This is a genomic window from Allobosea sp. GW822-FHT05A11 (assembly GCF_058800455.1).
Window position 1 is genome coordinate 277,429 of the sequence record NZ_JBXAMI010000006.1, and the last position, 22,076, is coordinate 299,504.

At 62.4% G+C, this 22,076-nt stretch carries 27 protein-coding genes and 2 pseudogenes; 8 read left to right on the forward strand and 21 right to left on the reverse strand.

Translation table 11 applies throughout. The annotated features are described in order from the left end of the window. Positions 1-3 precede the first annotated feature (3 nt). From AC1RLU_RS20995 to AC1RLU_RS21010, 4 genes are all read right to left on the reverse strand, one after another. Positions 4-417, reverse strand: a complete 414-nt coding sequence (locus AC1RLU_RS20995) for a response regulator (protein ID WP_492798226.1) — start codon at positions 415-417, stop codon at positions 4-6. A 26-nt stretch (positions 418-443) separates the two neighbouring features. Then, positions 444-1,940 carry a sensor histidine kinase gene (locus AC1RLU_RS21000; RefSeq protein WP_492797989.1) on the reverse strand — a complete coding sequence of 499 codons (1,497 nt, stop codon included), beginning with the start codon at positions 1,938-1,940 and terminating at the stop codon, positions 444-446. 165 nt (positions 1,941-2,105) lie between these two features. Further along, on the reverse strand, positions 2,106-2,360 hold the full coding sequence (locus tag AC1RLU_RS21005) for a DUF6894 family protein (RefSeq protein WP_492797990.1): 255 nt from the start codon (positions 2,358-2,360) through the stop codon (positions 2,106-2,108). 33 nt (positions 2,361-2,393) lie between these two features. Next, positions 2,394-3,143 (reverse strand): Crp/Fnr family transcriptional regulator, encoded by a 750-nt coding sequence (locus AC1RLU_RS21010; RefSeq protein WP_492797992.1) that lies wholly within the window; start codon positions 3,141-3,143, stop codon positions 2,394-2,396. A 429-nt stretch (positions 3,144-3,572) separates the two neighbouring features. Between AC1RLU_RS21010 and AC1RLU_RS21015 the strand changes: the two genes are divergently transcribed. Next, positions 3,573-4,307: a Crp/Fnr family transcriptional regulator gene (locus AC1RLU_RS21015; protein WP_492797993.1), complete on the forward strand. Its 735-nt coding sequence runs from the start codon at positions 3,573-3,575 to the stop codon at positions 4,305-4,307. 54 nt (positions 4,308-4,361) lie between these two features. After that, on the forward strand, positions 4,362-4,607 hold the full coding sequence (locus AC1RLU_RS21020) for a DUF6894 family protein (RefSeq protein WP_492797995.1): 246 nt from the start codon (positions 4,362-4,364) through the stop codon (positions 4,605-4,607). A 322-nt stretch (positions 4,608-4,929) separates the two neighbouring features. Here the strand turns inward: AC1RLU_RS21020 and AC1RLU_RS21025 are convergent, their stop codons facing one another. The 7 genes from AC1RLU_RS21025 to AC1RLU_RS21055 form a co-directional block, all read right to left on the reverse strand. After that, positions 4,930-5,139, reverse strand: a complete 210-nt coding sequence (locus AC1RLU_RS21025) for a hypothetical protein (protein WP_492797996.1) — start codon at positions 5,137-5,139, stop codon at positions 4,930-4,932. Positions 5,140-5,146: 7 nt separating this feature from the next. Next, positions 5,147-5,998, reverse strand: coding sequence for an SDR family oxidoreductase (locus AC1RLU_RS21030; protein WP_492797997.1), 852 nt, complete (start codon positions 5,996-5,998; stop codon positions 5,147-5,149). 120 nt (positions 5,999-6,118) lie between these two features. After that, complete coding sequence (locus AC1RLU_RS21035; protein WP_492797998.1) at positions 6,119-6,409, reverse strand: hypothetical protein; 291 nt, start codon at positions 6,407-6,409, stop codon at positions 6,119-6,121. A 268-nt stretch (positions 6,410-6,677) separates the two neighbouring features. Beyond that, the gene (locus AC1RLU_RS21040; RefSeq protein WP_492797999.1) at positions 6,678-6,899 is read right to left on the reverse strand and encodes a KGG domain-containing protein; all 222 of its coding nucleotides are present in this window, start codon (positions 6,897-6,899) and stop codon (positions 6,678-6,680) included. Positions 6,900-7,014: 115 nt separating this feature from the next. Beyond that, entirely contained in the window at positions 7,015-7,323 is a 309-nt protein-coding gene (locus tag AC1RLU_RS21045; protein WP_492798001.1) for a plasmid stabilization protein, read from the reverse strand. Between the two features lie 360 nt (positions 7,324-7,683). Next, entirely contained in the window at positions 7,684-8,250 is a 567-nt protein-coding gene (locus AC1RLU_RS21050; RefSeq protein WP_492798002.1) for a hypothetical protein, read from the reverse strand. Positions 8,251-8,286: 36 nt separating this feature from the next. Further along, positions 8,287-8,586, reverse strand: coding sequence for a PepSY domain-containing protein (locus AC1RLU_RS21055; RefSeq protein WP_492798004.1), 300 nt, complete (start codon positions 8,584-8,586; stop codon positions 8,287-8,289). Between the two features lie 158 nt (positions 8,587-8,744). Between AC1RLU_RS21055 and AC1RLU_RS21060 the strand changes: the two genes are divergently transcribed. Continuing rightward, entirely contained in the window at positions 8,745-9,248 is a 504-nt protein-coding gene (locus AC1RLU_RS21060; RefSeq protein ID WP_492798006.1) for a YciE/YciF ferroxidase family protein, read from the forward strand. A gap of 94 nt (positions 9,249-9,342) precedes the next feature. On the opposite strand, the gene AC1RLU_RS21065 is transcribed toward AC1RLU_RS21060, so the two are convergent. Together AC1RLU_RS21065 and AC1RLU_RS21070 are read right to left on the reverse strand one after the other, a co-directional pair. Then, a complete protein-coding gene (locus AC1RLU_RS21065) occupies positions 9,343-9,534 on the reverse strand; it encodes a CsbD family protein (protein ID WP_173044595.1) in 192 nt (63 codons plus the stop codon). 75 nt (positions 9,535-9,609) lie between these two features. Next, entirely contained in the window at positions 9,610-10,443 is an 834-nt protein-coding gene (locus AC1RLU_RS21070; RefSeq protein ID WP_492798008.1) for a transglutaminase-like domain-containing protein, read from the reverse strand. Between the two features lie 507 nt (positions 10,444-10,950). Here AC1RLU_RS21070 and AC1RLU_RS21075 point away from each other — a divergent pair. Next, positions 10,951-11,357, forward strand: a pseudogene (locus AC1RLU_RS21075) (GFA family protein). Here the strand turns inward: AC1RLU_RS21075 and AC1RLU_RS21080 are convergent. From AC1RLU_RS21080 to AC1RLU_RS21095, 4 genes are all read right to left on the reverse strand, one after another. Further along, complete coding sequence (locus AC1RLU_RS21080; RefSeq protein ID WP_492798009.1) at positions 11,354-12,076, reverse strand: CinA family protein; 723 nt, start codon at positions 12,074-12,076, stop codon at positions 11,354-11,356. The pseudogene AC1RLU_RS21075 and the gene AC1RLU_RS21080 overlap by 4 nt on opposite strands. Before the next feature lie 131 nt (positions 12,077-12,207). After that, positions 12,208-12,735, reverse strand: a complete 528-nt coding sequence (locus AC1RLU_RS21085) for a hypothetical protein (RefSeq protein ID WP_492798011.1) — start codon at positions 12,733-12,735, stop codon at positions 12,208-12,210. Further along, positions 12,732-12,929 (reverse strand): DUF3606 domain-containing protein, encoded by a 198-nt coding sequence (locus AC1RLU_RS21090; protein WP_492798013.1) that lies wholly within the window; start codon positions 12,927-12,929, stop codon positions 12,732-12,734. The genes AC1RLU_RS21085 and AC1RLU_RS21090 overlap by 4 nt, the downstream gene beginning before the upstream one ends. Positions 12,930-13,123: 194 nt before the next feature. Further along, positions 13,124-13,444 carry a hypothetical protein gene (locus tag AC1RLU_RS21095; protein ID WP_492798014.1) on the reverse strand — a complete coding sequence of 107 codons (321 nt, stop codon included), beginning with the start codon at positions 13,442-13,444 and terminating at the stop codon, positions 13,124-13,126. A 553-nt stretch (positions 13,445-13,997) separates the two neighbouring features. Here AC1RLU_RS21095 and AC1RLU_RS21100 point away from each other — a divergent pair. After that, positions 13,998-15,044 carry a PAS domain-containing protein gene (locus tag AC1RLU_RS21100; protein ID WP_492798016.1) on the forward strand — a complete coding sequence of 349 codons (1,047 nt, stop codon included), beginning with the start codon at positions 13,998-14,000 and terminating at the stop codon, positions 15,042-15,044. 151 nt (positions 15,045-15,195) lie between these two features. After that, entirely contained in the window at positions 15,196-16,467 is a 1,272-nt protein-coding gene (locus tag AC1RLU_RS21105; protein WP_492798017.1) for a cation:proton antiporter, read from the forward strand. Positions 16,468-16,580: 113 nt separating this feature from the next. On the opposite strand, the gene AC1RLU_RS21110 is transcribed toward AC1RLU_RS21105, so the two are convergent. From AC1RLU_RS21110 to AC1RLU_RS21125, 4 genes and pseudogenes are all read right to left on the reverse strand, one after another. Further along, on the reverse strand, positions 16,581-16,871 hold the full coding sequence (locus AC1RLU_RS21110) for a phosphopantetheine-binding protein (RefSeq protein ID WP_492798019.1): 291 nt from the start codon (positions 16,869-16,871) through the stop codon (positions 16,581-16,583). Positions 16,872-16,986: 115 nt separating this feature from the next. Beyond that, entirely contained in the window at positions 16,987-17,508 is a 522-nt protein-coding gene (locus tag AC1RLU_RS21115; RefSeq protein WP_492798020.1) for a DUF3833 family protein, read from the reverse strand. Next, positions 17,483-18,001 (reverse strand): annotated as a pseudogene (locus tag AC1RLU_RS21120) (exonuclease domain-containing protein); the annotation flags it as partial. The pseudogene AC1RLU_RS21120 and the gene AC1RLU_RS21115, both read right to left, overlap by 26 nt. A gap of 226 nt (positions 18,002-18,227) precedes the next feature. Further along, positions 18,228-18,602: a VOC family protein gene (locus AC1RLU_RS21125; RefSeq protein ID WP_492798021.1), complete on the reverse strand. Its 375-nt coding sequence runs from the start codon at positions 18,600-18,602 to the stop codon at positions 18,228-18,230. A 1,211-nt stretch (positions 18,603-19,813) separates the two neighbouring features. On the opposite strand from AC1RLU_RS21125, the gene ybaK reads away from it, so the two are divergent. Further along, complete coding sequence (gene ybaK / locus AC1RLU_RS21130; RefSeq protein ID WP_492798022.1) at positions 19,814-20,287, forward strand: Cys-tRNA(Pro) deacylase; 474 nt, start codon at positions 19,814-19,816, stop codon at positions 20,285-20,287. A gap of 79 nt (positions 20,288-20,366) precedes the next feature. After that, positions 20,367-21,989 (forward strand): ABC-F family ATP-binding cassette domain-containing protein, encoded by a 1,623-nt coding sequence (locus tag AC1RLU_RS21135; protein WP_061970844.1) that lies wholly within the window; start codon positions 20,367-20,369, stop codon positions 21,987-21,989. Positions 21,990-22,076 lie beyond the last annotated feature (87 nt).

Here is a 22,076-nt window from a genome sequence, read left to right on the forward strand (position 1 = left end):
CGGTCATGGCGTTTCCGGAACCTGGATGACGGAGAAGAACAGCCCGAGCTGGCGGATCGCGTTGGCGAAGCCGTCATAGTCCACGGGCTTGGTGATGTAGACATTGGCGCCGAGATCGTAGCAGCGCTGGATCTCGCGGCTGTCATCGGTTGTGGTGAGCACGACAACCGGTGAGCGCTTGGTATGCACGTTCGCCTTCACCTTCTCCAGAATGTCGACGCCGCCCATGTCGGGCAGGTTGAGATCGAGCAGGATGAGCAGCTGGCGGCCGGCGCTGATCGCTCCGGAACCGTCTGCGCCGAACAGGTAGTTCAGCGCATCCGTGCCGTTGGCGAAGGGGATGATCTCGTTGCTAACCCCGGCACGGCGGATGTTCTTCTCGATGAGGCGGGCATGGCCTTCATCGTCCTCGATCATGATGATCGAGACGGGCTTTCCATTAGTCACGCTTCGGCACTCCGTCTGTAGGCCGTGAGGTCGGGGGGCAGGGTCACGGTAAAGGTCGTGCCCTTTCCAAGTTCTGAGCGCACGGCGATGTCGCCGCCGAGATGGCGCACCATCGTGCGGACATGGGCGAGGCCGATGCCCTCGCCCGTCGTGTTCTGCGAGCCGGAGCGCCGGAACAATTCGAAGATGCGCTCGTGATCCGTCGCCGCGATGCCGCGGCCATTGTCCTCGATCTCGATCTTCACCCAACCGCGGTGCTCTCGGCGCGTGCGTACCGCGATGCGGATCGGACGCTGGGTCGCCCGGTACTTGATGGCGTTGTCGAGGAGATTGCCCATGACCTGGTCGAGCGACAGGCGATCGCTCGTGATGCGGGGAACCTGCGCGTCGATCTCGATCCCGCCGCCTTCCTCCGCACTGGCCTGATGGTGGACCGCCGCTGCAGCGGTCTCGATGAGCCCGGTCAGATCGACGCTCTCGGCCCGCAATTCGCGCCCGCCTTCGCGGGAGATCTTGAGGATCGCGTTGATGAGCCCGTCCATCTTGCGCGTTGATGAACGGATGAAGCCGATCGCCTCCGCGACATCGACGCGCAGCGCCTCTTCGGCCGCCGCCTTCTGGTCCGGGGTGGCAGTCGCGCCGGCGCCGACATAGTCGTCGATTGGCTTGAACATCGCCTCAAGCTCGCTCGTGAAGCCCATAATGTTCACCAACGGCGCGCGCAGGTCATGCGTCACGATATAGGCGAAACGCTGGACCTCCTCGTTCGCCTTGACGAGCGCATCCGTGCGCTCGCGCACACGTTCTTCCAGCCCGAGATTGAGTGTTTCGACCTCGCGCCGCGCCGCGATGAGTTCGCGCGTGTAACTGATGATCGTCCAGCTCGCCGCGCCGGCCATGGCGAGGATCAGGATCGCGCCGATGGTCGTGGTCCAGCGCAACCTCGTCGAAGCCGTGACCTGGGCGTCGATCGCCTCCCGCAGCTCTTTTTCGGAGATCGCGAGAATAGCGCTCAGATCGGTGCGCAATTCGTCCATCAAGCGTTTACCCGTCCCGCCGCGGACGAGGTTCAGCGCGGTTTCGGTGTCGCCTTTGCGCGTTGCTTCGACGGTTGCTGCGAGCTCGGCCATCTTTTGGGCGAGCTCGCTATTGACCCGTTGCAGGATGGGAGTGACCTCGGGCAGCGTCGCTGCGGCACGTTCAAGGCGAGCGCGTTGGTCTGGAAGCCGGGAGGCCGCTGCGCTGTAGGGTGCAAGATAGCTTTCGTCCCGTGTCAGCAGATAGCCGCGCTGGCCCGTCTCGGCGTCCTGCACGAGCGACAGCAAGTCTGCGGTTGCGCTTCGCACAGCGCGGGCTGCAGTCACTTCGCCAAAATAGCGCTCGCTTGCCGTCGTCAACCAGAGAGACGTAGCAACGATGACGACCAGTACGGCGATACCGATGGCCAAAAGCAGGGCGTTCGAGCGCTGAAAGAACGCCTGAGAGATAGGCATGCGGAGAACCAGTCGGTTAGGGTTCTCTCTTTGCGCCGATCAAAGCTTCCAGAGCAACAACAAATGACATTGCAGCGAGTGCAACTCCATGCACCGCGCGCGGAGCCCTATCCGCTGACTTTTATGAACAAGCGCTGGCCGAGCGAAGCTGCGCGGGAGGAAGCTTCAGTCCTTCTTAGCCGGCTTCGGCGACGGCAGGCCATCCAAGCGCAAACTGGCTAGGTAAATCTCCATTCCTTCGGCGTTCTGCACGGTGACCGAAAGCGACATGTGGTCGCCATTGGGCAGGTTCTCGCGGTTCAACGCGGCGAGCAATTCCTTGGCAGCATTTCGCGCGCTTTGGTCATCAGGCAAATCTGTGCCTTCCTCGTCAAATTCGAGCTTCTCTCCGTCGCAGGTATGGAAGAAGTAACTAGGCATATCTGCCTAATGCAGCCAGCGCCAAGCTGTTCCTCAAGTGCTCTCGATTTTGGCGGCGCCGGGCTGGAGATGCAAATAGTCCGGATCAAAGTCTGCCAATTCGCAAAGCCCTTTCCAATCCAGAATGGTCAGTCGATTGGCGCGGAGCCGAATGAGCCTAGCCTCCCGGATTTCCCTGAGCTTCTTGTTCATATGGACTGTTGACAGGCCGAGCGCATCGGCGATTTCCGGCTGCGTCAAAGGCAGATTGCAGGTCACTCCGTCTGACAAGCCGATGGCCGTCATCTTGGTAATGAACTCGCAGAGCAGATGAGCTATGCGGCTGGGTGCCGAGCGGCGCCCGATACCCACCATCCATTCACGGTAGATCGAGGCTTCGATCAGCGTTTCACGCCAGAATGCTTCGGATATTCGATATGACGCCCGCGTGAGCGCTCGCACGGCATCGTGTGGGATCAGGCCGACGACCGCTGGCGTCAGCGCACCCAGGCAATGATCCATGCGCTCGATAAGCAGCGAGTGGATATCTGGAATGTCGCCGGGGAGATGAAGTGACAGAATCTGCCGCACGCCGTCGCCAACGATCTTATAGCGGCAAACCAGCCCTTCGGCGACCAAGCAGCACTGTTTGGTGAGCTCGTCCTCGCGGACGATGTCTTGGCCGGCTTCAAAGCGCTTCAGGGTGAGCGGCAATTCCAGCAATTTCTGCCGTTCGGCAGGTGGCAGGGGAATATGGGTTTCGAGCTTGAGAACGAGGCGCTCCAAGTAAAGCTGCTTATCCATTCGTTCCCTGCCGTTCAGATGGCGCGACGCCGGGACACATCATTCAGTTCCATGGGCAGTTCAAATGCCAAGAGTCGCACAACGCAACCCTACGTCCTTCGGTACCATCCCCACATCGCGACCGTACGGATCATGGGGTGAAGCAGGCTCGATGCTGTTCGCTATCCCATCGGGAGAGTGTTAGCGCGAAGTCCAAGTTGCGCTCGGTGCCGTTTTCCTAACATCGGGGCCTAGGGGCTAAGGGCGCAGTGTGAGCTCCTCGGGCACTAAAATTCGACGAACTCGCCAGTTCACTCTGTCAAATGACATCTCTTACCGAGGTTGAGCCGACTACGAAGGCGTAATGACTGCGCCTTCGATCGCTTTGCTGAACCTCTGTCCTTCTGTGCCGCTGTCGAACGCCGACACGATGACATTGGATGTGCATTGATGCGGCCTTTTTCGCAACTCGATGCGTTGGTCAGGAAATTGGAAACGCGATCAAGGCTTTCCGCAGATGACACCAAAATTCTCCTTAGCCTGCCTATTTCGATAAGGCGCTACGAAGCGCGTCGAGACATCATTCTCGAAGGCCGCCATAACAATCAGTGTTGCATCGTTCTCGAAGGCTTGCTGTGCCGCTACAAGGTCGTTCGAGATGGTGGAAGGCAAATTCTATCGCTGCATATGCCAGGCGATATCCCTGACCTTCAATCGATCCATATCGACACGATGGATCACACAGTCGGGACGCTATCGCCAGCACTGGTCGGCTTCATCCCTCATGTTGCGATCAAGCATACGCTCCAGCAATCCTATGCGATTTCAAAGGCATTCTGGCTGGAAGTTCTGGTCGAAGCATCAATACTAAGAGGCTGGACAGTCAGTATCGGAAAGCGGAGCGCTCCAGCACGGATCGCGCATTTCCTCTGCGAGTATGTGACGCGAATGAAGGCCATCGGCCTGTCGGATGGGATGACATGCGGCTTGCCGCTCAACCAACCTGAAATGGGCGATGTGCTCGGATTATCGACCGTTCACACCAACAAGAAATTGCGAGAGCTTAAGCGGGAAAGGCTGGTAGAAGTACGCGCGAATCTGATCCGTATTCTGGATTGGGAAGGTCTGTGCCAGCGCGCTGATTTTGATCCGAACTATCTACATTTGAAGCACTACGACGAGTGATGCAGATTTCAGGCTCGACGAGGAACTTGAGCCGGCGAGCGGCATTCTGCTGAGATGGCACGGTTTTACTTTGATACCGATGACGGTTCTGCCCTTGATACGGATGACGAGGGGGTAGATTTTCCTGATTCCGCAGCAGCGAAGCATGCCGCAAAGTCGATCCTGGCGGTTATGATCGGCGAGAAGCTGCCGACCTCTGATCATATTGGCCTCCGTGTCGTGGTTCGGGACGAATCCGGTGTTCCCATCTATGTCGCGAGCCTGTCCCTCGACGGGACCGAGGCTGAAGCTTCAAGCTAGACTGCGAGTGCATGCGAATAGGGGGCGGCGCAGCGAGCAGAGCCCTCTCGCTCGGCTCGATCCACCAAGCACTCGGCCTGCCATCGCATCCATCCGATCAGCGATGGCTCCTGCCCTTGAGGTAGTCCTTCATGTCGAACGGCGCGTTCTCCGCATAGATGCGGACGGGGCACCGCTCGCTTGAACGCAAGAGCTGCGAGAATGGCAGCGCATCACTCTCCCTCAGCCGGTGTCGTCAGTACCTCTAGTAGCGCATTGCAGCTTCACCACGGGCATTTTTCATTGAGAGTTGCGCGACACGATCGTATTCAGCGCAGCCTCGTCATTTTTGAGGAGGCCACGGCGCCTGCAGGTCCGTAGAGCTCTTCGGAGCATCTCTTAAATCAACCCGGCCGGATTGCAGCTCACGCTGCGTCTGAGCGTGGTTCAGGTTGAAGCCGATGAATATCGCCACGATGATTAAGGCGACCACGGCAACGACGCCGATAGCTGCCTTTTTTGCTTTAGGTGGGGGCGGTCTGTCGATCGGCATTGGCCTCCTACCCGTTCACGACCGTGCCGCCGTTCGGGTGAAGCACCTGACCGGACATGTAGCTGGAATCTTCGCAAGCCAGGAACAGGAAACTAGGCGCGACCTCGTTCGGCTGTCCCGGCCGCTTCATCGGCGTGCTTTTGCCAAAATGCTTCAGCTTCTCGGGGCTTGCTCCGCCCATCGGGTTGAGGGGCGTCCAGATCGGCCCGGGAGCCACCGCATTCACGCGTATTCCCTTCCCAACCAGGTTCTCTGAAAGGGCTCGCGTGAACGCGGTGATCGCGCCTTTGGTCGAGCTGTAATCGAGCAGCTCGCTGGACCCCTGGTAGCTCGTCACGGACGTGCAGTTGACGATAACGGCGCCACTTTGGAGGTGCGGTCGCGCGGCTTGCGTCATGAAAAACATGCCGAAGATGTTGGTCTGGAACGTCCGGCGAAGCTGCTCCTCGGTGATGTCAGTGATATCCTTGTCGGGATGCTGCTCGCCTGCGTTATTGACCAGGATATCGATCTTCCCGAATTTCTCGATCGCCCGTGACACGGCAGTGCTGCAGAACGCTTTCTCGCCGATATCGCCAGCGATCGCGATGGCTCGCCGACCCTCTTGCTCAACAATGCGCACCGTCTCTTTGGCATCATCATGTTCGCTCAAGTAGACAATCGCGACGTCCGCACCTTCGCGGGCGTAAAGCGCGGCAATCGCGCGGCCGATGCCGCTGTCCGCCCCCGTAATGAGCGCGACCTTTCCATTGAGGCGACCGCTTCCCGGATAACGCGGCTCCCAGTTCGGCTTCGGTGTCAGGGCGGATTCATGCCCCGGAAGACCGTCTTCGTGGATCATCGCATCTTTGACGGACATTCGACATTCCTTGGGTCGGGCAGCGGCGCTGCCGCCAGCCAATCGCCCCCCAGCGCTTTATCGTCGAACCGTCTCGGCCAGGACTAGTTCCCCCCGAGGCTTTCCGGCCGAGAATGGGCGTCAGGACACTACCTTGGCGAGGTCGGCTTGAGGATTTTCACCCGCTTCGACAGGCATTGCGGCATCCATGATCCGCGTTGTCAGCGCGACGTCGGGCTCTTCTACACGCACAGAGACCACAGACCGACCCAGCGCGTGTTCGCTGGCGTGACGTTCGGCGTCATTCGCCGGTACACCGGCATCGACCAGCGCGCCCAGAACGCCTCCTGCCAATGCGCCGGTCACCGCGCCGGAGAGGAACCAGCCGGTCGCAATGATCGGTCCGACGCCCGGAATGGTCAGGGCGCCCAAGCCAAGCGCGAGCCCCGTTGCGGCACCAGCAGCGCCTCCGACTCCCGCCGCTGCAGCCTTATTGTCGTCTCCGCCGGTTCACTGTCCGAGAAGGCCGATCCTCTCTGGCTGAATGCCAGCCTCGGCCAGGCGGGCCGCGACATTTCGTGCATCTTCGAACGTCTCATAGGTTCTGGTTATCGTCTGGACTTGAAGCATGCTGGCCTCCCTGCTGCGAAAAGGGCGAGCCCCAAAGGACCCGCCCACCCAATTCGCACTACGACGCTGATTAGTGCTGGCGGCCCTTGCGACCTGATTCCGACGCGCGCCCGAGATCATTGGCAAAGTTGCCCGATCCGCCACGCTCGGTGCCGTGCGATCCGCTCTGGTGGCGATCGCTGTTCGATGCGGACTGCTGCCCACCTTCGTTCTGGTGGCTGTGCTCGGCTCCCTTCTTGCCCGCGTCGCGGGCCTTGTCGGGGTTGTTAGCGAAGCCTTGGTTATGAGCCATCACTCGCTCCATAGGTTGCTCTCCGAAGCGCCGGAGAATCTCGGTTTGAGGTGAGTTGACCGATTGACCGGTCTTGGAACGAACGACCCAGACACAGGGCTGTTCCAACTTCTTTTCAGTGGTTAGCTCTGTGCTCGGCATTGCGCTTTCGCGTCGCCGCCGCTTTCTTTGCCGATGCTGATCGATCGGCGGCGCTGCGCTCTGCAGAAGCATTACCGCCCTTGTGCGCGGCGGGATGGCCGGTTTCCTTCCCCCGCCCGGATCCGCCCGCCTTCTTCCCACCGCCATCATCCTTGTTGACGGTCGCCCACGCCCGGCGCTCGGCCTCCTTCTCGGAAACTCCGCGCTTCTCGTAGCCCTCGGCGATGTGGTCGGCCTTGCGCTCCTGCTTCTCGGTGTATTTGGATTTATCACCCCGTGGCATGCCTGCCTCCACAGTTTGGGTGGTTAAACCCTGCGAACAGCAGCCAACAGCAAAGGTTCCAACCTACCCCAGCTTGCCTCCGCGCTTGGCAGCCACCGAAGACGCCCTCCTCGCGCAGCTGCACGTAGCTTTCCAGGCGCACGTGCGCACCGGTGAGCATTACCCCGAAACAGTCCCGATTTTATCTTGGCTTTGAACGAGCTATCCAGAGACCGGCTTCGTCGCGGAGTTCCGCGCCTCATGTGCTGGATCAAAACGAATCCTCGATAATAGCCGCGAACAACTCCATTGTCACCAATGCCCTGCCAACGGAACGGCCCCGGCATCACCGGGGCCGTCCATCATACGCGGGCGGTTCGATCAGATGACCGCTGGCGGCACGCGGCCGGCCGCAGTGGTTTCACGGACATACGGATCGGCGTTCTCGTCGAAGCGCGACCAGCCGCCGGCACGGTAGTCGGCCTCACGGGTCGAGCGGTCGATCGGCGTAGCGCCGTCGAGGATCGCCTGCACGGTGGCCTCGTGCTCCGGCTCGGTCCGGACGGAGACCACCGAGCCGCCGCGGCGAACCGTCTCGGCGTAGTAGTTGGCCTCATCCTCGTCGTGGCCTTCCTTCACGAAGGAGCCGACCAGTCCGCCGGCGGCGGCACCGGCGACGGCGCCCGCCGCTGTGGACGCGAGCCAGCCGGCCGCGACGACGGGACCAACGCCCGGGATCGCGAGAAGTCCGAGTCCGGTCAGCAGGCCAGCGGCGCCGCCGACGCCCGCGCCGATGCCGGCGCCTTCTGCGGCATTGGTCTCACCGGTGTCGCCGTCTCGACCCACGAGGCTGATGGCGTTGCTAGAGACGCCGGCTGCCTCCAGTTGTTCGACGACCGAGCGGGCGGTGGCCTGGTTATCGTAGGATCGGGTCAGGGTGCGGGTCATGTCGTTCTCCAAAGTTCGGGGTGTGAGCGGCACGGGTCAGTTGCGGGTGATGTTGCCGCGATAGTCGACGGAGACATTGACCTGCGCGCCGGAATGAGTGGCCGTTCCTTTCCAGACGCCGTTGTCGTCCTTCTTGAGGGCGCCGACGTTGGAATAACCGTTCGACTCCAGGCGGCTCTTGGCTTGGCCCTCGGTGAAGCTGTTGGCACCCGGCAGCGGGGCGTTCTTGTCGGCATCGGCCTTGGGCGCCGGCATGGGCGATGTCGTCGACGTCTGGGCCACGGCGGCGAAGGACGTCGCGGAGGCGATCAACGTTGCGATGAGCAGCTTCTTCATGATGGTCTCCATCAGGCAGTCGGCGGCGTTTGCCGCGATGCACAACCAAACGGCAAGTTGCCCACGAAAGTTCCACCGTCACGCCCTCAATGGGGAAGGAACTCGGGCGCTTGGCGCCCGTTTGGCCTGCACCACCCACCCAATGCTGGAGGACGACCATGGCCACGACGCCGAAGCCGCTCGACGACCTGTTCCACGACATGCTCAAGGACGTCTATTACGCCGAGAAGCAGATCCTGAAGACGCTGCCCAAGATGGCGAAAGCGGCTCAGTCCGCAGAACTCAAGAAGGCCTTCGAAACCCATCGCGAGGAGACCGAGGGCCATGTCGAGCGCCTCGCGGAGGTCTTCGAGCTGATCGGCAAGGCCCCGCGCGGCAAGACCTGCGACGCAATCCTCGGGATCATCGAGGAAGGCAAGGCGGTCATCGAGGATTACGGCGACAGCCCCGCGATCGACGCCGGCCTGGTGGCGTCCGCGCAGGCTGTCGAGCACTACGAGATGGCCCGCTACGGCACGCTCAAAGCGTGGGCGCAGCAGCTTGGCCACAAGGACGCAGTGAAGCTGCTGGACGCCACGCTCGCCGAGGAGACGAAGACCGACAAGACGCTAACGCAGCTCGGCGGTCCGGCCAACAGCGCTGCCGTGGCGAAGGCCGCCTGATGCTGCGAAGCCTCGGCGATGCTCTCGCCGAGACTTCAAAAGAAAAAGGGCGGGCGCCTTTCGGCGACCGCCCCACCTACGAAAACGGAGCCGTTCAGGCTTTGTCGACGATGTTCTTCACGGCTTCCTTGCCCTTGCCGAGCGCCTGCTGGGCTTCGCCCTTGCGCTCCTGCGCCACGCCTTCGGCATGCAGCCCTGGCTTGTCCATCGCCTTGCCGGCGGCCTGCTTGACGTTACCGGCGGCCTCGTTGGCCATGCCCTTGATCTTGTCGGTCGTGCTACCCATCGGAGCATCTCCTATAACCTTACCGCCCATGCGGCGTCGTTTGATCCAACGCCACCTTGGTTGGGATGTTCCGGATCACCCCGCGGCGGCGGCGACCTCCTCGGTTACGATCTCGAAGCGCTGGAGCACGTGAGGCCCGAAGGTGTGGATCATGGGGATGTCGGCAGCGTCCCGCCCTCGCGCCACCAGTATGCGACCGATCCGCGGCATGTTGTGGCGCGCGTCGAAAACGTACCACTTGCCGCCGAGATACGCCTCGAACCAGGCATTGTAGTCCATCGGCGCGGGGTCGGGGGGAACGCCGATATCGCCGAGGAATCCGTTGCAGTAGCGGGCGGGAATATTCATGGCCCTGCATAGCGCGATGGCGAGGTGTGTGAAGTCACGGCAGACGCCGACGCGCTCATTCATCGCCTGCGCGGCGGTGCGAGTGTTCCTGGCGAACTGGTAGTCGAACCTAATCTGCGCGTTGACGTAATTGCAGATCTGCTGGACGCGGTTCCAGCCAGGAGCGAAGTTGCCGAACAGGCTCCATGCCGTGGCCGACAACTCGTCGACCTCGCAGTAGCGACTGGACAGCATGTATTCGATGACCTCGGACGGGAGGTCGTCCGGTGGGACCTCTGGCGCGTCCTTGTCCCACTGGTCGGCGACGCCGGCATCACGGACGATCATGTCGTTTGTGAAGAGTGTGCCGCCCGTGGGCACCATGAGCCGCCGGCACCTGTTCCCGAACCCGTCGGTGTATTCGCGGACCGGCACGTCCGTGCCGTCGACAAGCGACGTGACTCGGGGCGTCGGGGCACCGACCACATCGCCCCCGCGGCTGGGGTGTGGGTCGAGCAGCGTCATGCACGACAGAGGCTGCGTCGTGGTGATCTCAATGCGGTAGCCGACGCGGATTTCCATGCTGCGATCCCGATGGTGACGGTGAGATCCAACACCTCGGGGATGCCCGCTGTTCCTCACGCCCTTGGCGAGATTTCAGGCATCTGAGCGGGTCCAATTTCTTGCCTAGCCGCAGCTGTCTGACGTTTCGCCCGATCCCCAGGGCGAGACGCTGATCGGTCTTGAAATGGCGGAGGCATGCGATGCCCCGATCTTGCCGCCGAAAGAAGTTCACGAGGCACGAAGCCGTCCTAGCCCTCCTGTTTTTCGCGGAACTAAACAACGCGTCCGAAATTCTTCGCGCAGAACACGTGGAGGAAGCGCAATGTCCAAGCCCAAGTACGACACAGTCGGCCAACCCCGACGAGCGACGGACAGCAGGCCTCGGCCCGGCTCGGACACGCCTGCGGCGGGGCAGCCCAAACCGACTAAACAGACTCCTCCCACGACGGAGGACGGCGATCGGAAGCCCTCCGCCTCTTGGAGCCCGATAGACCCGGGCCGCCCGGTCGTGAAGAAGTAGCGCCGATGGCGGTGGTAAGGAGCGGCGGCTGTAATTGCGGCGCGGTGCGCTACCGGGCGGCCGGGAACCCGACCAGGACTGGCCTCTGTCACTGCCAGACGTGCCGGCGCGAGACGGGGTCGGCTTTATGACCTTCGCGGTATGGCCAAGCGACGCGGTTCGAGTGGCGGGCCAGACCAGTCAGTGGACAAGCTCGACCGATCACCGGACGTTTTGCCCAAGTTGCGGGTCGACGCTCTTCGCGTCCAGCGATGGCAGCAACGAGATCGAGATCCGCGTCGGTTCCCTCGACGACGCTCCGAGCACGCTTACCCTCCAGTACGAGTTGTGGGTGCCGCGACGGGAGCACTGGCTGCCGGCCCTGCAGGGCACGGACCAATTCGAGGGCAACCGCGACAGCGCGAAAGTTTAGAAGGCCGGAGAGTCGCTTTCGTCTCCGAGTTGGCGCAAGGCGAATGCCAGCGCGGCAGCGACCGCCAACTGATTGAGCGCGGACGGAGTCAGTCGTCCGAACTCGCAGTGGATTGTCTGCGTCCCTCCCGCGGTCGCGCAACCTACAATCACGCGACCGATTGGGTTGCCGTCCTCGTCTGGAGCGTCGCCGGTAACCCCGGTAACCGACAGAGAGACCGTGCCGGGACTCCGTGCGAGCGCACCCTCGGCCATCGAGACCGCGACGCGGCGGTGAACCGCCGTGCAGCCCCTAAGCAAATCCCTCGGTACACCCAGCATCTGCGACTTGGCTTCCTTGGTGTAAGTCAGGAAACCGCCCTCGAACGCAGTCGCAGCGCCGAAACAGCATGAGAGCGTCTGGCCGAGCAAGCCGGCGGTGCACGATTCCGCCACCACAACGCGCTCCTTTCTCGCAAGGCAGAGCGAGATGAGACGCTCCGCCAGTATCCCGGCGCTTTCAAGCCTATCTACGCTTAGTCCGCTGACGCCCGCCTCGTCAGAGGTATGGTTTGGCCCGGGGGGATACGGGGGGCTGGCGATGGCATTGCGGCTACGGCGAGTTCGCTGGCTTCTGACAGTAGGCTGACAATCGATCGAGCGTGCACCGCGATCGGGTGTTTTGAGCTGCCAGTCCGGCCGCGACCCTATCTTCGAAGCTCCTGAGGCGGGCGGACACATTCCGCAGCTCGCTAGCCGCGGGAGACCCTTCGGCGGCTCCGAACAGCTCCTCGAAGCGCTTCAAGGCCAGCGCGAGTTCCTCGAAGGTCCGAATTGGATGCGTCGTCATGTGAGATGGCCGTTCGCTCGTGCTACGTCGACCTGATGTTTCCGCTCGGGCGATTGGCGGGCGCAGCCGACTCCTGGTGTTCGGATGCCCCCTCGGCGTGCTTTTCCGCTGCCGCGCCCTCCTGATCGTTGACGTCGTATGGCGGGTGGGGACCGCTGGAATGGGCTGAGAGGGGATTGGGGCCTTGCCTCTCTTCACGCTCATTGCCTGGCTGGCCCGGCCGCGCGGGCGTTTTGTAGTCTCCGGGAGCTGACGCTGCCCCAGCGCCCTGCCCGCGCTCTCCCCAATCCTTCACCGCCGCGACCAAAGCAGCTAACTCGGCCGCCTCCGGCGACCCTTCTCTGGCATCGGCAAGCTGGTGGATTTTTGCCGCTGCCGCTTGGTAGGCCGCGATCGAATCGATATTCACAGGCTTCGTCTCCTCTGCATTCCAGTCGGCCACGATGCGCTCCACCACACCGCGCCCGGGCGAAACAATGCGGGTGCGCGAGCCAGGCTCGCAAATGAGCCAGTCGTCACCCAGTCTGCGGATCGTGAGAGTCTTGTTCACGGACCGCCCGCCAGGGTCTTCCTGCGAAGTTCGGTTTCCACGGCTTCCGCCGCGGGGCCGACCTCTCGGACTGCTTCCTCAAGCTGCGATTTGGACACCCCGAGCCTGTCGGTCCAGTAGCGGACTTCACAGTCTTCACTCACATCGATGCGAGAGCGATCCCGGTAGCCGCGGTTGGTCCTGTCGTCTGCCATTCGATCCTCCCTTGAGCGGATCAATGGATCGCGAGGCTACTAGTTCCGATGTGCCATTTCTGCTGGCAGCGGGGCCGGGGTGGCGTCCCCAATCGTATCGCGAGGGTCTCCGGCTGACCTTACGCACAGGTCGACGCGTTCGGGGAACAACAGTGTCGAGTCCGGTGCTAATGCAGCGACGGCGCCACATTCCGCTAGCCCTGAGATGTGCCGCTGGGGGAAGGACCTTGAGCTCCCGATGCTCGCTCCTCGACGTACTTCAAGCGTGAGGCGGCCGTATTCAGCAGCCCCTGCGCGTCGAGCCATGACAGAAACTCGTCCGGCCTTACCGTAACGATCTCAAGCACCCTTCCACGAGCCAACCATTCGTTGATGACCCTCGTTGCAGCGGCGTGCCAGTCGTCATAATCCTTCGGCATCTCGGCCTTGTCATGCGCGAGAGCCCATAGCCGCTCGAAGTCCTCGCGCTCATACCAAGGCAGAGCGACCGTGTAGGCGTCGACTGTCGGTTTCACTTTCTCCGCCGCGCTTGTCCAAGGCGCGCCCATAGCGATGCGAAACGAGGACGAGATTTTTCTCGGCGGCCCCTCCGGAGTCAACCGCCTTGGAACATGTAGAGGAGAGAAGCGCCTCGTCTGCCTCTGCGCTTAGGACGACATGGCTACCCGCCCGCGCAGCCATGTGCTGCGCGAATTCCATGGTGGAATGCAGTTCAGAGGAATGCCCGTAGAACGCTCCGGTCACATCACGGAATGCCCACTGCGTGCCCACCCGGCACACGACCAGCGTTTGCGCCATGTTGCAGAAAGCCCTGTCCAGACGGCGAAAAACTCAGCCGCACTTCTTTGGTTTCTCCGCGAGCGAACGAGGTTCTGCGCATGCGCTCGATGCATCTCCCGAGGCGATGCGCCGCAGTGGAGTTTTCGTCTACGGCAAGCTCCGGGCGCCAAATCACAGCCGGCGCCTGGAAGGTCTCCACGAAAGACCGAGTGTAGGATCCTGCAAGCCGGTTATCGGTCGCCGGTCGCAAGAAAACGGTAGCGAGCGGCAACAGCGACGGTTACCGAGGTGAATGTCAGTTTGAGCACGGGGGCTAATTTGCCGCTAGACGAGGCACTCAGACAGTTGCGCTCGCGAGAGGCCGAGCTTGCACGCGTTCAGCGTATCGGCCAGATCGGGGGCCTCGAGGTCGACCTCCGAGAGGGTGCGTTTCGCAATAAGCGCTCGCCGGAATATCTCGCGGTTCACGGCCTGCCGCCCGAGGCGGCCGACGAAACGCACGAGGCGTGGGTCGCGCGGATTCACCCGGAAGACCGTGAGCGTATCGTCAGCCACTTCCATCGCAGCGTTTTCGGTTCCGACTGCGAGTACGAGGCCGAATACCGGATCGTTCGGCCCGCGGACGGGGAGTTGCGATGGATTCTGGCGAAGGCGGAGATCCAGCGCGACGATGCTGGGAAGCCAATCAAGCTCGTTGGAGCCCATATCGACATCACTGCGCGCCGCACGGCGGAGGAGCAGCGCGAATTGATTGCCCGCGAGCTCCAGCATCGCATCGGCAACATCTTCACCGTGATCGGCAGCCTGATATCGATGGCTGCGCGGGAGGAGCCGACAGCGGCAAGCTTCGCCCAGGATATTGTCGGCAGGATTTCGGCCCTCAGCCGAGCCCACAGCATCGTCCTCAAAAAAGTGGGCGACCATTCACCCGACATTCTCTCAGACCTGATCGGCCGTCTGATCGCGCCGTACAACGGCGGCGGAAAGAGCCGCATCGAGGTCCACGGGGACAAAGTCGAAGTGGGCCAGTCCTCGTCGACCGCCATCGCCCTCGTGTTCCACGAACTCGCCACAAACGCCGTCAAGCACGGAGCTCTTTCTACCGATGCCGGCAAGGTGCGGGTGACCGTCCAGGCTGCCGGCGAGCGCGTCCTGCTGCGATGGGAGGAGCAAGGCGGGCCTGTAATCGTGGGCAATCCCGAACGGCAGGGCTTCGGGAGCCTGCTCGTCGACCGCGCGGCCAAATCGCAGCTCGGGGCCCGCATGGAGTTCGACTGGCGCGCTTCCGGCCTCGTGGCAGAAATCGAAATGGCCGCCGCCAAGCTGGCCGCCTAACCGGGAACGGGTGCCTCGACGCATCGCGCTCGCGGCGCTCGGGCCGCGTCGACGGTACCCTCGTATCCCCGGCGCTCTCCTGCTGGATAAAGGAAAGGCGGCGAGCTTCGATCGCGCGGGATCGATCCGACGGGCCGCAGGTTTGATTACCATGCAATTCAAGCCTGACCTCGCTCCCGACCCCTATATCCTCGTCCTGACGGGTGTGGGGGTGCTCGTCGCACTCGTCGTTTGGCTGCCATTGGCCCTGCGGCGGCTGCCTTTCTCTCTCCCGATCGCCTGCCTCGGCTTGGGCGCGGCGATCTTTTCTCTTCCTTGGGTCTCACTGGACCCACTGCCTATGCGCTACCCGCGGATGACAGAGCGCCTCTCGGAGATCGTGGTCATCATCGCGCTCATGGGCGCGGGCCTGAAGCTGGATCGGGTGTTCGACTTCAGGACCTGGGGGATTACGTGGCGGCTGATCGCGATCACCATGCCGCTCAGCATCGCCGCGATTACCCTCTTGTCAGGCTGGTGGCTAAGCCTGTCGTGGACAATGGCGTTGCTACTGGGCTCCGCGCTCGCGCCGACCGATCCTGTGCTGGCTGCCGATGTCCAAGTCGGGCCGCCGGGGTCTGGCGAAGAGGACGAGGTACGCTTCGGCCTGACCTCGGAAGCGGGCTTGAACGACGGCTTTGCCTTTCCGTTCGTTCACCTCGCCATCGCCCTCTCGCTAGCGACATCGACCGGAAAACCGTGGCTGATCGAATGGCTAACCTACAATGTTCTCTGGGAAATCGGCGCAGGGGTCGCGGGAGGCTACGTCGTGGGGAGAGCCTTCGGGTGGTTGACCTTTCACGCCCCTGCAAAGGCGAAATTCGCTCGGACGGGCGACGGGCTGATCGCGATCTCCGCCACCTTCGTTTCATATGGGCTGACCGAGCTGCTTCACTGTTACGGTTTCCTTGCCGTCTTCGTGACAGCCCTGACATTCCGCCATTCCGACAGGGATCACGACTTCCAACTCAATATGCACGAGCTCACCGAACAGGTTGAGCGCCTAGCCATGATGGCGCTTCTTCTGCTCCTGGGAGGCGCGTTGGTGAGCGGGCTGCTGGCGCCTCTCGGATGGCTGGAAGTCGCGACCTCGCTCGTGATCCTGCTCGTGATCCGCCCGGTCGCAGGATTGATCGGGCTTTGGGGTCACAACGCAAGCAAGGCCGAGAAAGCGACCATCGCCTTCTTCGGTATCCGAGGTGTCGGCTCCGTCTACTATCTCGCCTACGGCCTCAACCAAATCGGCGAGGTCGACAGCGGCGCTCGCCTGTGGTCGATCGTCGGACTGACGATTTTCATGTCGGTGGTGATGCACGGAATAACGGTCACGCCGCTTATGCGAGTGCTGGACAGGCGCCATGGCAGGAACCCAGACGCCGAATAGCGCTGGAGGAATGCGCTCACCGCTCGCCTAAGCGCGGCCGGGTCAACAGCGTGTGTAACGCAGAGCGTGGTCCAGCGAATGGGCGAAAGCCGATTTCAACGGCCGCGACTTCGTCATGGTGCCCGTTCCGATTGATCCGCGGCTCGCTCCTGCAGCCTACGGCCAATCAGTGCTACGAGTTGCCGAACCGTTGTGCAGGCCTGCATCTCCTCGTCCGGTAGCATGTCGCAGTCGAACTCGCGTTCGATCGCGTTCCCGATGAGGGTCAGATCATCCAGTTCAAGCCCGATGTCCTCGACCTCTGCGCTGAGGTCCAGCTTGTCGCGGTTCACCAATCCCTCGCTCGCGATGATTTCGAGGAGGCGCGCTACGAGCGCGGCGTCGTTTTCGGTAAGGTCCGCCATTCACCCCTCTTCGGAAATGCGCTGCTTGGAACACGATCATCAAAACAACCCGCACCCCAACCTTTTGAACGGTCTTTGGGGAAGTGTCTTGTCGATCGGCATGCGGACAGCTCCGCTACGGCTCATGGTAGGTCACGACAGCCGTGAGAAACGGCAGACCTAGTCGGCCGGCTGTGCCCTTCACCATCGTCCCGCTCTCGTCTATTCGGAAGAACCAGTCGTCGAAGTTCAGCTTCGTGGTCTCGCCGTCTCTGCCGGGAACGTTGCGAGTGTAGACCCAGTGGAAAGCGCAGCCGGACGCGCACCCCTCTGCCGTGCCGTCTAAGGATGGCTCCGAGCCTTCGAATTTGCCGCCGCCGACCGGCTTTATCAGCCACCACAGCTCATCGACCTGGCTATCGTCAAACGTCCACGTTTCCGAGAACGCGATTGCCCCGTCGGGCAGCTCCCGACCGGCTGCCCTCAGTGAGGCTCGTCGCTTCAAACCACCCAAGGGGCCTTCGAGCATCGCCCAGCCGACCATCCGACCGGTGAAGAAATCCTGGGGTTGAAAAGCGGGCAGCATCCTCGAAAAGTCGTCGGCCTTCCTCCACGCAGTCCTCCGTGTGAACGCAAAACGGCCGATCGAATGCGGCATTGTGGGCGATGATCAGATCTGCAGGCTCGACCAGCGCATCGAGCGCCGAGAGGTCGATTTTCAGTCCCGCAACCATCTCGTCGGTGATGCCTGTCAGCCGCGTGATTTCCGCGGGGATCGGTTCGGACGGCTGGCGCAGGCCGCTGAATACGCCCACGACGTCGCCGATCGCGCCTTCATCATCGTAGGTGAATGCAACCGCGCCAACTTCGATGATTTCGTCCTTGGCATGGTTCAGCCCCGTCGTCTCCGTATCGACGAGGACCGCAAGGTTCGGGAAGGCGCTTTCAGCCCGCGGAATGACGGTCCGCGGCGCAAGCTTCCGCAGAATCCTGAAGCGACCGCTCTGCTCCAATCGTTGAGCCGCTTCTTCGTCGTCCCAGCCGGCTTGTTGAGGGGTTGCCGCAGGACGCTTCCTCGGCGCTGGCCGCGGTGTCTCCCGGTATCCGGGCGCGTCATCAAACAGGTAGGCCTGAGCAGAGCTCGTCTTCATGTCGTCGGTGTCTATCCCTGCGTCCTTCGCGCCCGCAACGATAGGAGCCGACGAGCCGGTGCGCCACCGCCCATCTACCGGCGTCGCTGGACTTCTAAAGCTCCTGCCTTCCTCTTCCGAGTCAGGATTTTTCGACCTGCTGAGCCGAAGAGTCCGATTTCTGCGGAAGAACTGCGCGAAGAGACAATGTTTTGTTGGGAGCAGGCCACCGCGAGCCCGACTTTGACTATTTCTTCGGCTGGGAGCGCGCGGTGAGCTTGTTGCCGTCGGGGTCGCGAAGGTAGGCGACGAAGGCGCCGTTCGGGCGTTCGCTGGGCGGGCTCTCGATCGCCGTCCCGCCGTGCGTGCTGCCCGCCTTATGCCAAGCGAGGACATGCTGAGGGCTCGCAGCGGCGATACCGATAGTCCCACCATTCGCCGCGGTTGCCGGATTGCCGTCGATCGGCTTCGTTATCATCAGCCGGCAGCCCTCGTGGGCATAGATTAGCCGGCCTCGGGCATCCATCTCACCCGGCTCGCCTCCCAAGGCGGTGAACGTGGCGTCGTAGAAATCGCGCGCCCTTTCCAGGTCGTTGCTGCCGATCATGACGTGGGTGAACATCCTGCTCTCCAATGGCCTGCGGCGATGTCAGCCGTGCTCGAAATCTATCGGTTACGTTTGGCTCGATCAGCCGCGATATCGGCTCGCCCCTAGCTCCCAACGAATAACTTCGCAGACCGTAGCCCAATTTCCATCATCGAAGCCAAGCTAGGTTGAGTCTGGATTTTGCCGCAGCGATCAGACTGGAGTCCGCTTCCTGCGACGCGTCGGTTCTTGGAGATAAACTGCTCCGTAAACTGACCTGCAAAAGACGATCTTATTCGTGAAGCAACCGGCGGGCGGCTGCGGCCGATCCTTGTGTTCCAGAGGAATTCAGCTTGCGCAGGCGCGTTGCCGATGTCGGCGGCCGCCTTCGGCGCAGGAGATCCCCTATGACTGGCCGGCCGGGTCGTGCAGCCCACCGCCTACTCGCAGTCCCGTGCACCGAAGGCGCCTGAACGGACAGATATCGGGCTTCCGACCGCCTCGACGTGCTCAGCCATCGTCACGGAGCCCAATCGAGACGACGATCGCGATTTACAAACCTAGCACCGACAGGCTCTTTCGCTGATCTGGGTCTGCTTTTTCCGTTCAGCGAAGCTACCGAGTCGCAATTCAGCGCGTAATTTCAGTTTTGGGGCAGCCTTTTTCGGTGACTTGAAAACGATGGGGCACGCTTTCGCGTGACCGGCAGTCTGACGGTCGAGCCCTCCGGCGGTCGTCCGGCCGCGCGCAGGCGGCCCATAGGGCATTTTGGGCCTCCTCAGCAGCGGACGGACCGCGATTTAAGGCGAATGGCGAGCGCGCGCGCTCCGGCCGATTGAGTCCGTGCGCCGCGGAGGCACCGCGTTATCTCGGTTGCAGCAGAGAAACCGCTTTTGACGTCACTGCGGCTCTGTGAGTCTGGTTTTCACGATCCACTAGAGATCTTGGGTCACGGTTCTGCAGCAATCAGCTCGGTAGGGACTGGTTTCTTCGACGCTGCGCGAACCAGGACGCGGGTGATCAGCCGTTCCAGACGCCGAATGGACGTGCCTGAGAAGCCCTGAAGAGCAAAATTTTGGGGGATTTTTCTATGAGTCAGGCTTTTGCGAAGAGCCCTAGATCGAGTCACCTATCTGGCTTAGGCGAGTCAGAGACTGTCGAATGCGCAAGAGCGAAGGCCGTTGATATTTCGAGGAAATCTCTGCAGAGAGAGTCAGAGTTCTATGTTTCCCCACAACGACGGGACGATGGCACAGACGACCCCTGCCACGCTGGCGCTGAAGCAGCTCGGAATCCGTTTCGAGCTGCACAGCTACACCTACGATCCGAATGCCGAGCGCGTCGGGTTGCAGGCGGCAGACGCGCTGGGCGAGCCGGCCCAGCGCGTGCTCAAGACATTGATCGCGCAGGTCGACGGCAAGCCGGTCTGCATCGTGCTCGCCTCCGACCGCGAGGCCAGCATGAAAAAGGTCGCGGCCGCCTTCGGCGGGAAGGCTGCGGCGATGATGCCGGTGCCCGATGCCGAGCGCCTGACCGGCTACAAGGTCGGCGGCGTCAGCCCCTTCGGCCAGAAGCGCAGATTGCCGACGATCGTGGACGAGGCGGCCTCGTCCGAGGCGCTTGTCTATGTCAATGGCGGCCAGCGCGGGTTGCAGATCGCGCTGGCGCCTGCCGATCTGCTGAGCGCCGCCAATGCCCGCAGCGCCGTCATCTCGGCCTGACAGCAGGCTCTCCAAGCTTTCCCGATACGCCCCGATGGCTTAGTGCCGCGGGAGCATTCCTCCAAGGTTCCCCATTTCCATGATCCGCCTCGAGAACATCAGCAAGCAGAACGGAAAGCAGATCGTCTTCATCGAGGCCTCGGCAGGGCTTCTGAAGGGCGAGAAGGTCGGGCTCGTCGGGCCGAACGGTGCCGGCAAGACCACGCTGTTCCGGATGATCACCGGCGAGGAGGCGCCCGACGAGGGTGTGGTCTCGACCGATCGCGGCATCACCATCGGCTATTTCAGCCAGGATGTCGGCGAGATGGCCGGGCGCAGCGCCGTCGCCGAGGTGATGGACGGGGCAGGCCCGGTCAGCACGGTCGCGGCCGAGCTCGCCGAACTCGAAGCCGCCATGGTCGATCCCGACCGGGCCGACGAGATGGAGGAGATCATCACCCGCTACGGCGAGGTGCAGGGCCGGTTCGAGGAGCTCGACGGCTATGCACTCGACGGCCGGGCGCGGGAGGTGCTCGCGGGCCTGGGCTTCAGCGAGGAGATGATGGAGGGCGATGTCGGCGGCCTCTCCGGCGGCTGGAAGATGCGCGTCGCGCTCGCCCGCATCCTGCTGATGCGCCCCGATGCGATGCTGCTCGACGAGCCTTCGAACCATCTCGACCTCGAAAGCCTGATCTGGCTGGAATCCTTCCTGAAGAACTATGACGGCGCCGTGCTGATGACCTCGCATGATCGCGAGTTCATGAACCGCATCGTCGGCAAGATCATCGAGATCGATGGCGGCGCGCTGACGAGCTATTCAGGCGATTACGAGTTCTACCAGCAGCAGCGCGCGCTGGCCGAAAAGCAGATGCAGGCGCAGTTCGAACGCCAGCAGGCGATGCTCGCCAAGGAGATCGCCTTCATCGAGCGCTTCAAGGCGCGTGCCTCGCATGCCGCGCAGGTGCAGAGCCGTGTGAAGAAGCTCGACAAGATCGAGCGCGTCGAGCCGCCGCGGCGGCGCCAGAGCGTCGCCTTCGAGTTCCAGCCGGCGCCGCGCTCGGGCGACGACGTGGTCAGTCTCAAGAATGTCGGCAAGGCCTATGGCAGCCGCAGCATCTATGACGGGCTGAACTTCCAGATCCAGCGCAAGGAGCGCTGGTGTGTGCTCGGCGTCAACGGCGCCGGTAAGTCGACTCTGCTGAAGCTCGTCACCGGCACGACCGAGGCCGATACCGGCACGGTCAATATCGGCGCCAGCGTGAAGCTCGGCTATTTCGCCCAGCACGCCATGGAGGTGCTCGACGGCGAGCGCACCGTGTTCGAGGCGCTGGAGGACCGCTTCCCACAGGCCGGGCAGGGGTCGCTCAGGTCGCTGGCCGGCTGCTTCGGTTTCTCGGGCGACGATGTCGAGAAGCGCTGCCGCGTGCTCTCGGGCGGCGAGAAGGCGCGGCTCGTCATGGCGATGATGCTCTACGACCCCCCGAATTTCCTGGTGCTGGACGAACCGACCAACCACCTCGACATCGCCACCAAGGAAATGCTGATCACCGCGCTCTCGAACTACGAGGGCACGATGCTCTTCGTCAGCCACGACCGGCATTTCCTCGCCGCGCTCTCCAACCGCCTGCTGGAGCTGACGCCGGATGGCGTCCATGCCTATGGCGGGGGCTATACGGAGTATGTCGCCCGCACCGGGCAGGAAGCACCGGGGTTGCGGAGTTAAGCTGGCACCCCGCCGTCATTCTCGGGCGAAGCGAAGCGCAGACCCGAGAATCTCTTGCCGAAACAGGTTCCAGAGCCTCCGCGTCCT

Coding starts and splice junctions, on each gene's coding strand:
- AC1RLU_RS21135 (WP_061970844.1), top strand. CDS start 20,367: ATGATCCGCCTCGAGAACATCAGCAAGCAGAACGGAAAGCAGATCGTC.
- AC1RLU_RS21060 (WP_492798006.1), top strand. CDS start 8,745: ATGGCCACGACGCCGAAGCCGCTCGACGACCTGTTCCACGACATGCTC.
- ybaK (WP_492798022.1), top strand. CDS start 19,814: ATGGCACAGACGACCCCTGCCACGCTGGCGCTGAAGCAGCTCGGAATC.
- AC1RLU_RS21040 (WP_492797999.1), bottom strand. CDS start 6,899: ATGGCTCATAACCAAGGCTTCGCTAACAACCCCGACAAGGCCCGCGAC.
- AC1RLU_RS21090 (WP_492798013.1), bottom strand. CDS start 12,929: ATGGCAGACGACAGGACCAACCGCGGCTACCGGGATCGCTCTCGCATC.
- AC1RLU_RS21025 (WP_492797996.1), bottom strand. CDS start 5,139: ATGCCGATCGACAGACCGCCCCCACCTAAAGCAAAAAAGGCAGCTATC.
- AC1RLU_RS21005 (WP_492797990.1), bottom strand. CDS start 2,360: ATGCCTAGTTACTTCTTCCATACCTGCGACGGAGAGAAGCTCGAATTT.
- AC1RLU_RS21020 (WP_492797995.1), top strand. CDS start 4,362: ATGGCACGGTTTTACTTTGATACCGATGACGGTTCTGCCCTTGATACG.
- AC1RLU_RS21030 (WP_492797997.1), bottom strand. CDS start 5,998: ATGTCCGTCAAAGATGCGATGATCCACGAAGACGGTCTTCCGGGGCAT.
- AC1RLU_RS21010 (WP_492797992.1), bottom strand. CDS start 3,143: ATGGATAAGCAGCTTTACTTGGAGCGCCTCGTTCTCAAGCTCGAAACC.
- AC1RLU_RS20995 (WP_492798226.1), bottom strand. CDS start 417: ATGATCGAGGACGATGAAGGCCATGCCCGCCTCATCGAGAAGAACATC.
- AC1RLU_RS21055 (WP_492798004.1), bottom strand. CDS start 8,586: ATGAAGAAGCTGCTCATCGCAACGTTGATCGCCTCCGCGACGTCCTTC.
- AC1RLU_RS21080 (WP_492798009.1), bottom strand. CDS start 12,076: ATGTGTCCGCCCGCCTCAGGAGCTTCGAAGATAGGGTCGCGGCCGGAC.
- AC1RLU_RS21050 (WP_492798002.1), bottom strand. CDS start 8,250: ATGACCCGCACCCTGACCCGATCCTACGATAACCAGGCCACCGCCCGC.
- AC1RLU_RS21110 (WP_492798019.1), bottom strand. CDS start 16,871: ATGGCGGACCTTACCGAAAACGACGCCGCGCTCGTAGCGCGCCTCCTC.
- AC1RLU_RS21000 (WP_492797989.1), bottom strand. CDS start 1,940: ATGCCTATCTCTCAGGCGTTCTTTCAGCGCTCGAACGCCCTGCTTTTG.
- AC1RLU_RS21070 (WP_492798008.1), bottom strand. CDS start 10,443: ATGGAAATCCGCGTCGGCTACCGCATTGAGATCACCACGACGCAGCCT.
- AC1RLU_RS21125 (WP_492798021.1), bottom strand. CDS start 18,602: ATGTTCACCCACGTCATGATCGGCAGCAACGACCTGGAAAGGGCGCGC.
- AC1RLU_RS21105 (WP_492798017.1), top strand. CDS start 15,196: ATGCAATTCAAGCCTGACCTCGCTCCCGACCCCTATATCCTCGTCCTG.
- AC1RLU_RS21115 (WP_492798020.1), bottom strand. CDS start 17,508: ATGCCGCATTCGATCGGCCGTTTTGCGTTCACACGGAGGACTGCGTGG.
- AC1RLU_RS21015 (WP_492797993.1), top strand. CDS start 3,573: ATGCGGCCTTTTTCGCAACTCGATGCGTTGGTCAGGAAATTGGAAACG.
- AC1RLU_RS21045 (WP_492798001.1), bottom strand. CDS start 7,323: ATGCCACGGGGTGATAAATCCAAATACACCGAGAAGCAGGAGCGCAAG.
- AC1RLU_RS21065 (WP_173044595.1), bottom strand. CDS start 9,534: ATGGGTAGCACGACCGACAAGATCAAGGGCATGGCCAACGAGGCCGCC.